The organism is Acinetobacter sp. AC1-2 (genome assembly GCF_016124155.1).
Classification (GTDB): domain Bacteria; phylum Pseudomonadota; class Gammaproteobacteria; order Pseudomonadales; family Moraxellaceae; genus Acinetobacter; species Acinetobacter calcoaceticus.
In genome coordinates this window covers 131,700-147,620 of sequence record NZ_JABFFO010000001.1, presented here as the reverse complement: position 1 = coordinate 147,620, position 15,921 = coordinate 131,700, and the positions used below count along the sequence as shown (strand labels likewise).

At 39.5% G+C, this 15,921-nt stretch carries 15 protein-coding genes; 10 read left to right on the top strand and 5 right to left on the bottom strand.

All coding sequences use genetic code 11. The annotated features are described in order from the left end of the window. Window positions 1-4: 4 nt before the first annotated feature. Complete coding sequence (locus tag HL290_RS00625; RefSeq protein WP_004643686.1) at window positions 5-367, top strand: glyoxalase superfamily protein; 363 nt, start codon at window positions 5-7, stop codon at window positions 365-367. 11 nt (window positions 368-378) lie between these two features. Here HL290_RS00625 and HL290_RS00620 read toward each other — a convergent pair whose 3' ends face one another. Further along, window positions 379-954 carry a nicotinate-nicotinamide nucleotide adenylyltransferase gene (locus tag HL290_RS00620; RefSeq protein WP_198495310.1) on the bottom strand — a complete coding sequence of 192 codons (576 nt, stop codon included), beginning with the start codon at window positions 952-954 and terminating at the stop codon, window positions 379-381. A 109-nt stretch (window positions 955-1,063) separates the two neighbouring features. Here HL290_RS00620 and HL290_RS00615 point away from each other — a divergent pair, with 109 nt between their 5' ends. Next, the gene (locus tag HL290_RS00615; protein WP_198495309.1) at window positions 1,064-1,864 is read left to right on the top strand and encodes an enoyl-CoA hydratase-related protein; all 801 of its coding nucleotides are present in this window, start codon (window positions 1,064-1,066) and stop codon (window positions 1,862-1,864) included. Here HL290_RS00615 and HL290_RS00610 read toward each other — a convergent pair. The 4 genes from HL290_RS00610 to purL all read right to left on the bottom strand — a co-directional run bounded on the left by HL290_RS00610 (window position 1,857) and on the right by purL (window position 7,688). Next, a complete protein-coding gene (locus HL290_RS00610; RefSeq protein WP_198495308.1) occupies window positions 1,857-2,177 on the bottom strand; it encodes an NGG1p interacting factor NIF3 in 321 nt (106 codons plus the stop codon). The genes HL290_RS00615 and HL290_RS00610 overlap by 8 nt on opposite strands. A gap of 69 nt (window positions 2,178-2,246) precedes the next feature. Beyond that, window positions 2,247-2,372 (bottom strand): KGW motif small protein, encoded by a 126-nt coding sequence (locus tag HL290_RS18750; protein WP_005038867.1) that lies wholly within the window; start codon window positions 2,370-2,372, stop codon window positions 2,247-2,249. Between the two features lie 200 nt (window positions 2,373-2,572). Beyond that, on the bottom strand, window positions 2,573-3,778 hold the full coding sequence (locus HL290_RS00605) for a multidrug effflux MFS transporter (protein WP_198495307.1): 1,206 nt from the start codon (window positions 3,776-3,778) through the stop codon (window positions 2,573-2,575). Between the two features lie 76 nt (window positions 3,779-3,854). Beyond that, window positions 3,855-7,688, bottom strand: coding sequence for a phosphoribosylformylglycinamidine synthase (gene purL, locus HL290_RS00600; protein ID WP_198495306.1), 3,834 nt, complete (start codon window positions 7,686-7,688; stop codon window positions 3,855-3,857). Between the two features lie 309 nt (window positions 7,689-7,997). On the opposite strand from purL, the gene HL290_RS00595 reads away from it, so the two are divergent. The 8 genes from HL290_RS00595 to tolA all read left to right on the top strand — a co-directional run bounded on the left by HL290_RS00595 (window position 7,998) and on the right by tolA (window position 15,848). Continuing rightward, window positions 7,998-9,338 (top strand): deoxyguanosinetriphosphate triphosphohydrolase, encoded by a 1,341-nt coding sequence (locus tag HL290_RS00595; protein ID WP_003650236.1) that lies wholly within the window; start codon window positions 7,998-8,000, stop codon window positions 9,336-9,338. Between the two features lie 93 nt (window positions 9,339-9,431). Further along, window positions 9,432-10,031 (top strand): Holliday junction branch migration protein RuvA, encoded by a 600-nt coding sequence (gene ruvA / locus HL290_RS00590; RefSeq protein ID WP_005038862.1) that lies wholly within the window; start codon window positions 9,432-9,434, stop codon window positions 10,029-10,031. A gap of 7 nt (window positions 10,032-10,038) precedes the next feature. Next, window positions 10,039-11,043 carry a Holliday junction branch migration DNA helicase RuvB gene (gene ruvB, locus HL290_RS00585; protein ID WP_004643694.1) on the top strand — a complete coding sequence of 335 codons (1,005 nt, stop codon included), beginning with the start codon at window positions 10,039-10,041 and terminating at the stop codon, window positions 11,041-11,043. A gap of 205 nt (window positions 11,044-11,248) precedes the next feature. After that, window positions 11,249-12,583, top strand: coding sequence for a M20 family metallopeptidase (locus HL290_RS00580; RefSeq protein WP_198495305.1), 1,335 nt, complete (start codon window positions 11,249-11,251; stop codon window positions 12,581-12,583). 210 nt (window positions 12,584-12,793) lie between these two features. Then, window positions 12,794-13,201 (top strand): tol-pal system-associated acyl-CoA thioesterase, encoded by a 408-nt coding sequence (ybgC, locus tag HL290_RS00575; protein WP_004643695.1) that lies wholly within the window; start codon window positions 12,794-12,796, stop codon window positions 13,199-13,201. Between the two features lie 23 nt (window positions 13,202-13,224). Then, a complete protein-coding gene (gene tolQ / locus HL290_RS00570; RefSeq protein ID WP_003650232.1) occupies window positions 13,225-13,923 on the top strand; it encodes a protein TolQ in 699 nt (232 codons plus the stop codon). Next, window positions 13,923-14,375 carry a protein TolR gene (gene tolR / locus HL290_RS00565; RefSeq protein WP_004790658.1) on the top strand — a complete coding sequence of 151 codons (453 nt, stop codon included), beginning with the start codon at window positions 13,923-13,925 and terminating at the stop codon, window positions 14,373-14,375. The genes tolQ and tolR overlap by 1 nt, the downstream gene beginning before the upstream one ends. Before the next feature lie 3 nt (window positions 14,376-14,378). Continuing rightward, window positions 14,379-15,848, top strand: a complete 1,470-nt coding sequence (tolA, locus tag HL290_RS00560) for a cell envelope integrity protein TolA (RefSeq protein WP_198495304.1) — start codon at window positions 14,379-14,381, stop codon at window positions 15,846-15,848. Window positions 15,849-15,921 lie beyond the last annotated feature (73 nt).

The window sequence follows — 15,921 nt, the reverse complement described above, 5'->3', positions numbered from 1 at the left end:
AATGATGCAATCAGGTTCAATCACCCCAATTTTAAGAATTTTTGATGTTGATTTAGCCCAATCATTTTATCTTGAATTCTTAGGTTTCCAACTTGATTGGCAACATCAATTTGAAGATAACTTTCCGTTATATCTACAAATTTCCAAAGATGATTGCGTTATTCATTTATCTGAGCATTTTGGAGATGCAAGCCCACATAGTGCAATCCGCATTTACTGGGAACCTATTTATGAGCTGCATAGCGAATTGAGTCAAAAAGATTATAAGTTCGCCAAACCTCAAGTTGAAAAAACAGATTGGGAAACACTTGAACTCAGTATCACCGATCCGTTTTCCAACCGAATTATCTTTTGGGCAGATGCTTAAGCTATATGCTCTTATTCAAACTCATCTAGATTAGAGAGGTCATCCTCTTCAAAGCGTTGTTGAAGTTGCTGATAGATACGTGTTTTTTGAAATTCATCCAAAAACTGAATAGTTCCTACAGGAAAAAATTCAGTTTGGATTTCACCACGATAATAAGCCTCACGCATCGGAGTGGCTGAAATAGAATCTTTCAAACTATCAAGCTCAACCATAATCCATTCAGGGAAAAGTTTTAAATAGTAAGAAGACTCATCTTTAAAATGACCAATCAAACCTACTTTTGAGTTCGGTTCAATCACGCCATTCACTAAAGATTTGACTTGTTTCACCCATTTTTTATCATTATAAACATCAACCACATGCACAAATTTAATACGTTTTTGTTCATCTAATGAAAAATTAGATAAAATCATTTGCTCTCGTTCAATCGCAAGAAATGGATTTTTAATATTACGTTCCATTTGCGCAGAGCCTAATGCCAAAACCACATAGTGGCTTTGCTGTAAGGCAATTTCAATTGTCTGCATATGAGCCAAATGAAATGGTTGAAAGCGACCTATAAAAACGAGATAGTCAAATTTATACATAATTAGATTTTCACTTTTTATGAACTCACCAGTAACGCTCATTACAAAAAATATGCGCCATAATGAGAACCTAAAAATTAACAACGTGGTTTAAAGCAAGGATAGTACGATGACACTTAGCTGTATTCAACAACCTCATCAACATTTAAACGCAAATTTAGAAGGTGGCGTACTCACCTTAGCCATAAATCGCCCAGATGCAAAGAATGCATTGTACGGCGAACTTTATTTATGGATTGCCAAAGCACTGAATGAAGCCGATCTCAATAAAGAAGTTAGAGTAGTCGTTCTACGTGGTGTAGAACAAGATTTTACAGCTGGCAATGACATGAAAGATTTTATGGGTTTTGTACAAAATCCTAACATGGGTCCAGCCGGAGAAGTTCCACCATTCGTTTTACTTAAAGCCGCTGCCAAATTATCAAAACCACTTATCATTGCGGTAAAAGGCGTTGCAATTGGTATTGGCGTTACAATTTTATTGCATGCAGATCTGGTTTTTGCTGACAACACCGCTCTTTTCCAAATTCCATTTGTAAGCCTAGGTCTTTCTCCAGAAGGTGGCGCAAGTCAATTACTTGTTCAACAAGCTGGCTATCATAAAGCAGCTGAGCTGCTATTTACTGCGAAAAAGTTTAATGCAGAAACTGCGGTGCAAGCAGGTTTAGTCAATGAAGTAGTTGAAGATGCTTATGTTTCAGCTCAACAAACTGCTCAACACTTAACGGCCTTGCCTCTTGCATCTTTAAAACAAACTAAAGCGCTCATGAAGCATAATTTAGAACAGATTATCGAATGTGTTGATCATGAAGCTGAAATCTTTATGCAACGTGTTCGCTCACCTGAAATGCTAGAGGCTGTTCAGGCATTTATGCAAAAACGTAAACCAGATTTCTCTCAGTTTAATTAAAATCAATTTCTATGATTTGAATAAACTCAAAGGCAGGCTCTTCATAAGGATGGCTTGCCTTTAATGCTTTCGCTACAGCCCTTGCTTTTTCTTCAAGCACAATTGTTTCAACACGCCACTCATCAACTTGTTCAAGTTCATCTAGCTGCCCAATATAGGGAGCAGCCCCTTTAACTGGCTTAAACTGCCCTATTCCTTTTACTTGCCATGCGCAGTGCTCATAATTACCGATACCACCTGCACCAGCAGAGAAAATGGCTTGTTTAGTTAATTCAAGATGTGACTCAGGCACGTAATAAATCAGCTTTAACATAACAAAAATGACTCAAGATTTTATGAGTTGGGCTGAAATCATACCCTTTTAAAAGTCCAACAAGTAAAATCAGTTCATCATTACTAAATAATTTACTCCAATAAATAATATTTGAATGGCAAGCGCTAAACCGAACCAGTGCCAGCCCTTATCTTTTTTATAAAACGTTTTTATATGATTTTCATTTTTCATCATTTTGATCTCCGATTTTTATCGTTGTTACAGAGAAAGCAAAAATTGAACCAACCTCGAACCAAGCATACTGGGATAAATAGCTCTATGTCTATAGTCTCGTAAGTTGTCTAAAACGCTTAAAAGAACAGCACTCATCCATATGCAAATCTTAGTCTAAAGAAAAGTTTAAAATTCAGTAATCTATCTTCATCTTTATAATTTTAAGCATCCGATTTCTTTAAATATCTATTCTCATATATTGTCATAGCAAAAGCTAAACCACACAAAATCACAAAACCACAGGTCATTGGAATCAATGTACCGTTATATAACTGCCCAATGATAGAAGCAAGAATAAGTGACAATACAGAGGAAGCTGCACCAATAATAGCCGACGCCATTCCAGCAACATGCCCCATCGGCTCCATGGCAATCGCATTTAAATTACCAAAGAGCGTTCCAAACAATAAAAATAAAATGCAGGCATAAAGCATAAACATCCAAAATGATATCGTTACGCCTAAGAGTTGAATCAACAAGAAAATTAAAGAAATTAAGCACAATCCAAGAAAGCCATAAATACAGATTGGACGCATACCAAACTTCATGACAATTTTAGAGTTTGTAAATGATGCGATTCCCATCACACCCGCAAGCACAGCAAAGTAAGCACTAAACTCTTGCCCTGTTTTGCCAAATTGCTGCATAAATATTTGCTGTGACGTTCCTAAATAACCAATAAATCCACCAAAACAGAATCCAGCGCACAATAGATAGCTCATGGTGGTTTTATTACTCACAACTTCTTTAAAGCCTTCCTTAAATGCTTTTATACGCATAGGTAAACGATTTTCGGGAAGTAAAGTCTCTTCTAGTCGTAAAGCGACCCATGCTCCCACAACTGTGGCATAGACCATATATAAAACAAAGATTTCACGCCAACCAAAGAAATGAATAATGAGTTGTCCTAAACTCGGTGCAATTGCTGGAGCAACCATAAACACCATCATAATTAAAGACATAATGCGAGCCATTTGAGCTCCGCTGTATTTATCTCTAACAATTGAAATAGAAGCAACATAAGGCCCTGAAACACCGATACCTTGAATAAAGCGCCCGACTAAGAACCATTCAAAACTTTGTGTGGAAAAGCACAATAAACTTCCCAGAAAATAAATAATAATTCCTGTGAATAAAATCCGTTTACGCCCGATCGCATCGGATAACGGTCCCGCAATAAGCTGTCCGATTGTCATTCCAGAAAAAATACCAATGATGACCCATTGCGACTGGTTATTATTTTTTAATTCAAAAATACGTCCAATCTCACCTAAAGCTGGTAAAACTGCATCAATAGAAAAAGAAACAATCGACATAAGTAATGCCATGAGCAACGCAAACTCACGAAAATGGATTTTTGATTTCATTTTTCTTCTCCACTATTTTTAATATTCTAGTACACATAAATAAGCCACCTTACGGTGGCTTATTTCAATCTTTACATTAACCAATAAACTTACGCGCATTTCGGAACATACGCAACCATGCACCGTCTTCAGTCCACTCTTCTGGTTTCCAAGAATGCTGAAGCGCACGGAAAGTACGTTCTGGGTGAGGCATCATAATCGTTGCACGACCGTCTTTAGAAGTCACACCAGTAATTGCTTCAGGTGAACCATTCGGGTTCAATGGATAGTGCTGAGTTGGGTTACCAAGGCTGTCAACATAGCGCAATGCCACTTGGTTACCAGCATTTAAACCAGCAAGAGCACTTTCACTCGCAACAGCACGACCTTCACCATGTGCTACGGCAATCGGTAAAATCGAACCTTCCATACCATCAAGCAATACAGAAACAGATTTTTCAACACGAACGTTTACGCTACGAGCTTCAAAAACTTCTGACATATTGCGGTGGAAACGTGGCCAGTGTTCAGCACCTGGAATAAGTGGCGCTAATTGTGACAACATTTGGCAACCATTACAGATACCTAAGCTGAACGTTTCATCACGATGGAAGAATTGTTCAAACTGATCACGTAATTTCGCGTTGAACAATACTGATTTTGCCCAACCACCACCAGCACCCATTACGTCACCGTAAGAGAAACCACCACAAGTCACTAAACCTTCGAAATCACTTAGGCTAACACGACCAGCAAGTAAATCACTCATGTGCACATCAACAGTATTGAAACCAACCTTATCAAAGGCTGCTGCCATTTCAATATGACCGTTTACACCTTGCTCACGCAAGATTGCCATATTTGGACGACGTGTGTTGATAAACGGCGCTTCAACAGGTTCATTCAAGTCGAATGTTGGTTTAGCAATCAAACCTTGGTGCTCATTATCAGTAATTAATGAAAATTCCTGATCAGCAGTTTCTACGTTATCACGTAGACGTTGGATCTGATGAGATACCTCAGACCAAGCTTGTTGTAATTCAGCACGATCTAAAGTTAAACCATTTACAGATAATTGATCTGTGTTGTTTACACGACCAACTACAGCAATTGCATCTTTCAAGCTAGAAGCAGCGATTTCTGCTTGTAAAGCTTCCCAATCAGTTGCTTTGATTTGAAGTACTGCACCAATTTCTTCTGCAAACAAACTTGCTTGAGTTTGGTCTTCTAATGCAACACCTAAACGCGCAGCAAACATCATTTCAGCTACAGAGGCTAATAAACCACCATCACCAATGTCATGGTAAGCCTGAATCAAGCCACGGTTGTTCCAGTCTTGGATTAAAGCAAAGAACGCTTTGAAATCATCAAAACTATCAACGTCCGGAGTGATTGAACCAATTGCTTTATATACTTGTGCAAGAATCGAACCACCTAAACGGAACTGACCTTTAGATAAATCAATACGTACAAGTACTGAATCTTCTAAATTTTTAAGTTCAGGTGTTAAGGTCTTACGAACATCTGTCACTGGAGCAAACGCAGTGATTACACCTGTCATTGGAGAAGTTACGGCTTTATCTTCACCGTCATCATTCCAAGTCGTGCGCATTGAAAGTGAGTCTTTACCTACTGGAATCGCAATTCCCAAAGCAGGACACATTTCCATACCAATTGCTTTCACGCCTTCAAACAATGCTTGGTCTTCGCCTTTTTGACCAGCAGCAGCCATCCAGTTTGCAGAAAGTTTGATATCACTAATTTGTTCAATGTTCGCACATGCAATATTGGTAATTGCTTCAGCAACTGCTAAACGAGCAGATGCTGCTGGATTTAACAATGCAACTGGTGGACGTTCGCCCATTGCCATTGCTTCACCAGTGAAACCTTGCAAACTTGTTGTTGTTACTGCTGCATCTGCAACAGGAACCTGCCAACGACCAACCATTTGGTCACGTGCAACCATACCTGTAATTGAACGGTCACCAATGGTAATCAAGAATGATTTAGACGCAACTGTAGGGTTTTTCAATACGCGGAAAATCGCATCTTTCAAATCAACTTTTGAAGCATCAAACTCATCGCCACTACGTTCAATAGTTTCATAAGAACGTTGCATACGTGGTGTACCACCAAGCATTACTTGCATTGGGATATCAACTGCATCGTTTTGGAACAACGGATCTTCAACTGTTAAGTGACGCGCTTCTGTTGCTTCACCTAACACAGCAAATGGACAACGTTCACGCGCACAGATTGCTTCGAACTGATCCAAAGATTCTGGGCGAATTGCGAGAACATAACGTTCTTGTGCTTCATTTGACCAGATTTCCATTGGGCTCATGCCAGGCTCTAATGAAGGAATCTTACGAAGATTAAGTACCGCACCTAACTCATGATCATTCACAAGTTCAGGCATAGCATTTGATAGACCACCAGCACCAACGTCGTGTACAGAAACGATTGGGTTGAAGTCTTCTAAACGCCAGCAAGTATCAATCACTTCTTGACAACGGCGTTCCATTTCTGGGTTTTCACGTTGTACAGACGCGAAATCAAGGCTTTCACCCATTGTACCGCTATCTACTGAAGATGCAGCACCACCACCAAGACCGATCAACATTGCAGGGCCACCCAAGACAATGAGTAAATCACCTGGTTGAATCGCATCTTTTTCTACATGGTCTGGACGGATATTACCGTAACCACCAGCAATCATGATTGGCTTATGGAAGCCTTTCACTTCACCATTTACATTCTGTTCGAAAGTACGGAAATAACCATTTAATGCAGGACGACCGAATTCATTGTTAAATGCCGCGCCACCTAATGGACCTTCAATCATGATTTGTAATGGCGATGCCATACGTGAAGGTTTACCGTAGTTTTCTTCCCAAGGTTGTTCAAAACCAGGAATGTTTAAGTTCGAAACTGTAAAACCTGTTAAACCAGCTTTTGGTTTACCACCACGACCTGTAGCACCTTCATCACGGATTTCACCGCCTGAACCAGTTGCAGCACCAGCAAATGGAGAAATTGCTGTTGGGTGGTTATGAGTTTCAACCTTCATTAAAATATGAGCAGCTTGGCTCTTATATTTATAAACAAAGTGACCATTTTCATCCGCTTTCGGATAAAAACGCATCGTATCATAACCCACAATCACTGAAGCATTATCTTTATAAGCAGATAACACATCAGTTGGAGATTCTTTATAAGTGTTTTTAATCATCTGGAACAATGATAATGGTTGTTTTTCACCATCAATTGTCCATTCAGATCCAAAGATTTTATGACGACAGTGCTCAGAGTTTGCCTGTGCAAACATCATCAACTCGATGTCATTTGGATTACGACCAAGCTTACCGAATGCTTCGGTTAAGTAATCAATTTCTTGTTCAGATAACGCAAAACCAAACTCATTATTCGCCTTAACCAAAGCTTCTTTGCCTTGACCTAAGATATCAATTGAATTTAATGGTTTTGGTGCCGTTTCTGAAAATAATGCTTTTGCATCATCAATTTGAGCAAAAACTGTTTCTGTCATACGGTCATGAAGTACTTGTTTAACTTCATTAGAAAGTTCAGAAACACCTTTTAACGTAAATAAAAGACCACGTTCTAAACGATGCACTGGCGTATTACAGTTTTTGAAAATATCAGTTGCTTTAGAAGACCAAGGTGAAATAGTACCCACACGTGGTGTAACTAAAATCTGAATCTCATCACTTGCAGATTGACGAAGTTCAAAAGACTCACCGTCATTCAATAATTGCAAAGCAGATTGATGTTGCTGCTCGTTGAGCGCTTGATCAAACAAATAGACCCATTGGCTGTCAAAAGATTGAACAGAACTAATTGACGATAAACGTGTTAATAGTTGAGCTTTCTTAAAAGAAGAATGTGCTGCTGCACCGGCCACGATAAACATGTTGATTTTGGCTCCACGGGCAGGTCTTGTGAACCTTACCGCAATGTGACTTTAGAGAGAGCGCATATTCTACTGCTTCTTGCTAAAATCAGCTAGATGTAGAATCAGTATTCTGTAACCTAATTCTGCAAGAAGTGATTAGTTTTTTGTTCAAAATCATTTTTTTAGGCATTCTAGCTAAAAATAAATTGTTTCATGTTTGTTCAATAACATAATAAAACCTGAACTAAGACAAACTATGTCGCACCAAGCTAGTGCTTTTAACTTTTTTTTGGCATGATCAGGTTTTACAGTTTTGAATAATGATAAATGGAACAAATGCGTTGGTTAGAGCTGCTTTCTGCAGTTCGTTTAGGTAGTAAAAAAAGCAGTACAGAACTGGCTCGTAGCCCATTCCATAAAGATTATGACCGCATTATATTTTCTCAAAGTTTTCGTCAGCTAAACCGTAAGACGCAAGTTCACCCACTCGCACAGCATGATGGCATTCATACCCGTTTAACTCACTCACTTGAAGTTTCCTGTATTGGCCGCTCAATGGGTATGCTCGCAGCAGAAAAAATAAAAAATGAATTACCTGTCTGGATTTCTCCTGCCGATGTCGGTGCAATTATTCAAGCAGCCTGTCTGGCTCACGATATTGGTAACCCACCTTTTGGGCATGCAGGTGAATATGCAATTCGTGAGTGGTTCGATGATGCATCACATGATGATTTTTTGAAGAAACTAAGCCCCGAAGAAGAAGCCGATGTTCGCCAGTTTGAAGGTAATGCTCAAGGATTACGTTTATTAAGCCGCATTGATTATCATCCAAATGATGGAGGTATGCGTTTAACCTATGCAACCTTAGGTGCTTATTTAAAGTATCCATGGCTTTCAAAAACCATTGCTTCACAAGGTGATCGCCCTTCCCATCAGCGAGCAAAGTTTGGCTGTTATCAGTCTGAAAAAGAAATTTTAAAACAGATTGCTGAACAGCTCGGACTAATTCAGTTAGGTGAATATCATTATTGCCGTCACCCACTGACTTACTTGTTAGAAGCTGCTGATGACATTTGCTATGCCTTAATTGACTTAGAAGATGGCATTATCTTAAATATGCTGAGTTACCAAGAAGTTGAACCAATTTTCTTAAACCTCATTGCCGATTATGGTCAGCCTGAAGAATTGTCACACCCAGACAGTACATGGCAACAAAAGATTTCAGCATTACGTGGTCGTGTTATGAAACGTCTTGTAGATGAAGTTACTACGGCTTTTGCTAAACATCATTATGAAATTATTACCGGTCAGCTTAAAGGTAACCTTTTACAATATTGCTCACCCGATATTGCCATTGGTATCGAAACAGCCAAAAATCTGGCACGTGATAAAATTTTTGAACATCCACAAAAGTCTGGTTTAGAAATTATTGCGCATCAAAGTTTACAGACTATTTTGGATGCATTTGTACCTTTGACCACACCACATAAATCTTTGAGCTTTAAAGAACAACGTTTAATGTCTATCCTTAATCTGTATGGTGCTAACTTTAGCAATAATCACTACAGTAATATTATGCAAGTACTCGATATTATCAGTAAGTTCTCAGATCATCAGGCTTATAGCTTGGCTCAAGAGTTACAAGGTAATAAAATTGGCTTGTTTTAAGCTGGCTTGATATAGAAAGAAATAAAACCTGTGTCGTTTTCAATGAATGTTAGAACGACCAGATTTACAGTTATGAATAAGTGAAATTACTCTATGATCGGATGTTTAATTGGCGAAGTGTTTGCCCTAGAAGCCCCTACTGTCTTACTGAATGTAAATGGTGTGGGTTATGAAATTGATACGCCACTTTCAACATTTTGCCAATTACAAAAAGGCCAAAAAGTTACGTTATGGACGCATTTGGTTGTCCGTGAAGATGCTCAACAGCTTTACGGTTTCAGTGATGCTCAAGAAAAAATAATTTTCCGCACCTTATTAAAAGTAAATGGTGTCGGTCCGAAAATGGCATTAGGGATTCTATCGACTTTAAGTGTTGAGCTACTAGTGCATACAATTGAGCATGACGACATCAACACGTTGGTCAAAGTCCCGGGCGTTGGCAAAAAAACTGCTGAACGCTTAATGATTGAACTTCGTGACCGTTTCAAAACATTGGCTCAAGGAACTTCTTCTGCGACTACCCTGCCTCAAATTCAGTTTGCTGCAAACTCTCCTGTGGCAGAAGCAGAAGCAGCTTTGCAATCTTTAGGTTACAAGCCACTTGAGGCACAAAAAGCAGTTGCTGCTGTTAAAGCCGATTACACCGAATCAGCCGATATTATTCGCGCTGCTCTAAAATCAATGATGAAGTAAAACACTTATGCAAGACCGTTTAATCAGTGGAGCAGAAAAACCAGAAGATCATTTTGATCGGGCGATTCGACCAACTTCACTTGCCGACTATATTGGGCAACCTGTAGTACGCGAACAAATGGAAATTTTCATTGGCGCTGCTCGCGGTCGTGGTGAAGCACTCGATCACACGCTGATTTTTGGTCCACCCGGCTTGGGTAAAACCACACTTGCCAACATTATTGCGCGTGAAATGGGCGGTAATCTTAAATCTACTTCGGGGCCAGTTTTGGAGCGTGCGGGCGACTTAGCTGCAATGCTTACCAACCTTGAAGAAGGCGATGTCTTGTTCATTGACGAAATTCACCGTCTTTCTCCAGTTATTGAAGAAATTCTTTACCCAGCGATGGAAGATTACCAACTGGATATCATGATTGGTGAAGGTCCTGCTGCTCGCTCAATCAAACTGGATTTACCACCTTTTACACTCGTCGCTGCGACTACACGTGCGGGCTTACTTACCTCACCTCTACGTGACCGTTTTGGTATTGTGCAACGTCTTGAGTTTTACTCTGTAGAAGACCTCACTCATATTGTGTCGCGCTCTGCAAACTTAATGAATGTACCCATTACTGTTGAGGGTGCAGAAGAAGTTGCACGCCGTGCACGTGGAACACCTCGTATTGCCAATCGTCTATTACGTCGTGTGCGTGACTATGCACAAGTAAAAGGTACAGGTGAAGTAACCCATGACATGGCGCAACGTGCGCTTGATATGCTCAATGTTGATAAGGCAGGTTTAGACACCCTAGACCGACGTTATTTGAGCATGCTACTAGAGCGTTTTGATGGTGGTCCTGCTGGAGTTGAAGCACTTGCAGCAGCAATGGCTGAAGATAGCGGCACGCTTGAAGACGTTCTTGAACCTTATTTAATTCAACAAGGTTATGTGATGCGTACTGCTCGAGGCCGTATTGCAACCAATCAATCTTATTTACAGTTTGGATTGACCCCACCTGAGCCTAAAAACTAACCAAAGGAAGAGAATTTTCTCTTCCTTTTTTTAATTTAACTATTCTATTTAACTAAAATAACAATTGTCTTATCAATCAATTAGCGACTCGATACCTTTTAAGTCTTTCTTTATACCTTATTGATTTTTTAATATTTTTAAAAACTGAATTATAAGAAATCAAGATATTAAATCTTATGAACAATAATATTTTTAGGATAAGGACATGTATAAGAAAGCCACTTTATTTTTGCCACTCGCCCTCATAAGTCAGCTAAGCCTAGCAGATTGGGTCAATGATGCTGCTCAACAAAATGAAAATCAGATTATTCAGCTAAGACAAAACATTCACCAACATCCAGAACTGGGCAATATGGAGTTTAAAACATCTGCCCTTGTTCAAAAAGAATTGAAATCTTATGGCATTCAGGTCAAAACTGGTTATGCAAAAACTGGCGTAATCGGCATTTTAAAAGGCGACAAACCCGGCCCTATCATCGCACTTAGAGCTGATATGGATGCTCTGCCGATGGAAGAAAAAAGCGGCCTACCCTTTGCAAGTAAACAAAAAGCAATTTATCAAGGTAAAGAAACTTATGTGATGCATGCTTGCGGACATGATGCACACACTGCAATGTTATTAGGCGCAGCAAAAATTTTGGCTGCTAATAAAGATAAAATATCGGGCACAGTTGTTTTTGTTTTGCAACCTGCTGAAGAAGGTGGTGCAGATATAGATAATTTTACTCATGGCGATCAAATCGGTTCTAGAAAAATGATCGCAGACGGCGCCTTTAAAGACTATAAGCCAGAAGCTATTTTTGGAATGCATGTCATGGCAGGCATGAAAAGTGGACATCTCTATTATAAAGATGGGGCCATTTTAAATAGTGCAGATCACTTACGTATTCAGGTCAATGGCAAACAGGTCCATGGCTCTACCCCATGGTTAGGCAAAGATCCAATTTATGCATCTGCACTGATGATTAATAATTTACAAAGTCTTATTAGCCGAAGAACAGATCTGACTGAAGGTATGGGCGTAATCAGTATCGGCAATATTCAAGGCGGCACTGCAGGAAATGTAATTCCTGAACAGGTCAATATGATCGGGACCATTCGCTCCAATAACGAACAAATAAGAAATAATATCTTAAAAATCTTACCGGTCATGATAGAGCATAATGCTCAAGCAAATGATGTAACTGCTAAAGTTGAAATTGCACCTTATGCACCAGTGACCATGAATGATAAAACCCTTACTCAACTTATTCAGCCAACTTTAGCCAAAGTTGCTGGAGATTCAAAATTACATGTTTTAGATCATAATGCGAGTGCAAGTGAAGATTTTGCATATTATGGCAAACTGATGCCTTCATTCTTTGTTTTCTTAGGAGCTACACCAGAAAATCAAGATTTAAGTCAGGCTGCACCGAATCACAATCCTTATTTTATTGTAGATGACAAGGCCTTAAAAACAGGAACCGAGTTACATGTAAGGTTCGTATTAGATTATCCGAATATATCAAAACAAGTTCAAACCACATGGAAACCGTCATAATTTAAAAGCATGCTAGCCATAAGATGTACCGTTTTTAGACTAGAAATACAGCAATCGCAATTGAAAGGTTGTGCCATAGGACTTAGTATGCAATCTGCTAAACTGCCCCGTATTTAAAGCATATACGTGGCTTCGAATAAAATTGATGTTTTATTCAGCAGTCATATTTTAAATGCAAAGCTCTATAGTGAACTAAAACGGAATCCTCTCATGGCGAATCATTTTGAATTCAACATTCGTGTTTATATTGAAGATACGGACGCAGGTGGTATTGTTTACCATGCCAACCACATTCGCTATATGGAACGTACCCGTACTGAATGGCTCCGTGCTTCTGGCGTTGATCATTACTGGCATCAAAAAGACTACAACTTTGTCGTACACAAAATTGACGTAAAATACATGCGTCCTATTTTAATGGATGATTTAATTACTGTTACAGCACGTGTAGTTTCATGTAAAGCTGCGTCATTTGTGTTGCAACAAAATATTTATCGTGGTGAAATCTTGCTTGCTTCTGGCGAGGTTGAGTTGGCATGTTTAAGCAAAGAACTGATAGCTCGTCGTCTTCCAGAAGAAATACGTGATCTTATTCGTAAAGAATTGGAACAAGACTAAAAAAACAACCGGCATATGTAACTATGGCAACAAACATTGAATCAACCCTGCATATTTCTGACCTTATTTTACAGGCAAGTCCAGTCGTTCAGTTGGTCATGCTAATTTTATTATTAGCATCAATCTTTAGTTGGTATCTGATTGCCAAGTTACATATGAGTTATAAAAAAGCACATCAAGAAGATGAACATTTCCAGAAAATGTTCTGGTCTGGTGCTGAACTCAATACGCTTTACAACAATGCTCAACTCAACTCAAAACGCTCAGGTCTTGAAGATATTTTTTATCAAGGATTGAGTGAATTTTTTAAACTTAAAAAACGTCAGGCTCCTGTTTCACAAACGATCGAAGGAACTGAACGTATTTTACGTGTAGGTTTGAGTCGTGATCAGAGCCACCTAGAATATGGCTTAGGTAGTTTAGCAAGTATCGGTTCTGTAGCTCCTTATATCGGTCTATTCGGTACTGTTTGGGGCATTATGAATGCCTTTATCGGTTTAGCTGCTGTTGATCAAGTTACTCTGGCAACTGTTGCACCGGGTATTGCCGAAGCACTTATTGCAACTGCAATTGGTTTATTCGCTGCAATTCCTGCTGTATTGGCTTTTAACCACTTCACGTCTAAAAGTGAAAGTGTTTACTCTGATCGTGCTTTATTTGCTGAAGAGATGATTGCTTTATTGCAACGTCAGTCTGTGGGTTCATCACAGGAAGATGCATAATGGCAATTCAGCGTTCAGGGCGCTTTGAGCGCATAAAAAAACCACTAAAAAGTGATATGAACGTCGTACCCTATATTGACGTTATGCTCGTACTTTTGGTTATTTTCATGGTGACTGCTCCCATGATTACTAGTGGTATTAAAGTCGATTTACCACAAGCAAATAACCATCCAATCGAATCAAAAGATATGCCAGCCATGGTAACTATTGGTAAAGATGGCAATATTTATCTTCAGTATGAAGATTACAAAGATAGTGAACCATTGTCTCGTGAAAAACTTGAAGAAGTTTTAAGCGGTGCACAAAAGCAAGCTGAACAAGAAAATAAACAACTCACAGTTTTAGTCAATGGTGATAAGTCTCGTCCTTATGGAGAAGTCGTATCACTGATGGCAAGTTTACAAGAAGCAGGTTTAACTCAGGTTGGCCTTCTGACAGAGCCTTTAAAATAAGCTATGAATAAAAATCAAAAGCCACACTTTAAACAAAATGCGATTGCATTGAGCTTTACAATTGGAGTTCATGCAATTGCCATTGTTGGCTTGCTTTTTTTAGGCTTGAGTAAACCACCTGAACAGCCAAAAAAGCTAACAACTATTTTAGTTAAGCCAGAAGATTTACCCCCGCCTTTAGCGAAAGAAATTGAACAAGAGACAACTGCTACAAATGAAGCAAAAGAGGTATTAAGCCCTATTGTGGATGAAACTCTTCCTCAAAATCTTCCAGCAGTACCCCCTCCTCCGACTGCACAGCAGCTCGCTGCTGAAAAGCAAAAAGCTGAACAGGCACAACAAGCAAAATTAGCTGAACAAAAACGCAAGGCTGAGGAAGCGGCGAAAGCTAAACAAGCAACAGAGCAGCAACGTGTAGAGGAAGCACAAAAGCAGCAGGCTGAAGCTAAACGTCAAACTGAAGCTAAAGCAAGAGCGGAAGCTGAACAAAAACGCAAAGCCGAACAAAGTGCGAAAGCTGAAGCAGATGCTAAGGCTAGACAAAAAGTCGCTGAAGAGGCTAAGCGTAAAGCTGAGACCGATGCAAAACTGAAACGTGAGGCTCAAAAGTCTGAAAACGCTAAACTTTTAGCCCAGCAAGAAGCTAAACGTAAAGCTGAAGCTGAGGCAAAAGCCAAACAGCAAAAAGCCAATGACGACGCTAAACGTAAAGCTGAGGCAGATGCTAAAGCTAAACAGCAAAAAGCTAATGACGAAGCTAAACGCAAAGCCGAAGCCGATGCAAAAGCCAAACAACAAAAAGCTGCTGACGATGCTAAACGTAAAGCTGACGCCGATACAAAAGCTAAGCAACAAAAAGCTAATGAAGACGCTAAGCGCAAAACTGACGCCGATGCAAAAGCTAAGCAACAAAAAGCAAATGAAGATGCCAAACGTAAAGCTGATGCCGATGCAAAAGCCAAACAACAAAAAGCAAATGAAGATGCTAAACGTAAAGCTGACGCCGATGCAAAAGCTAAACAGCAAAAAGCCAATGACGAAGCTAAACGCAAAGCCGAAGCCGATGCCGATGCAAAAGCCAAACAACAAAAAGCTGCTGACGATGCTAAACGTAAAGCTGAAGCAGAGGCTGAGGCAAAAGCTGCATCTGCTCAAAAAGCACAAGAAGACGCAGCTCAAAAGAAAGCTGAAGCTAAAAAAGTTGCTTCTTCAGCTAGACGTGATTTTGAGCAAAAAATTCGACGCTCTTGGGATGTCCCGACAGGCAGTAGTGGTAAAACAGTTGGTGTTCGTTTTACCCTCTCAGATTCGGGAAGTGTCAATTCAATTGTAATCACGCGTTCAAGCGGAGATGATGCTTTAGATGCAAGTATTAAGGCCGCAATTCAAGCCTCTGCGCCATATCCTATGCCATCAGACCCAGATGCAAGGCGCGAAGCAAGAAGTGTTACCTCTACATTTAGAGCGCAATAATTTTGAAAGAGTTACATGCTTTAAATAGTTTAAGGCATGTAACTATGCTACAAAATCAACAGTCACAAAAATA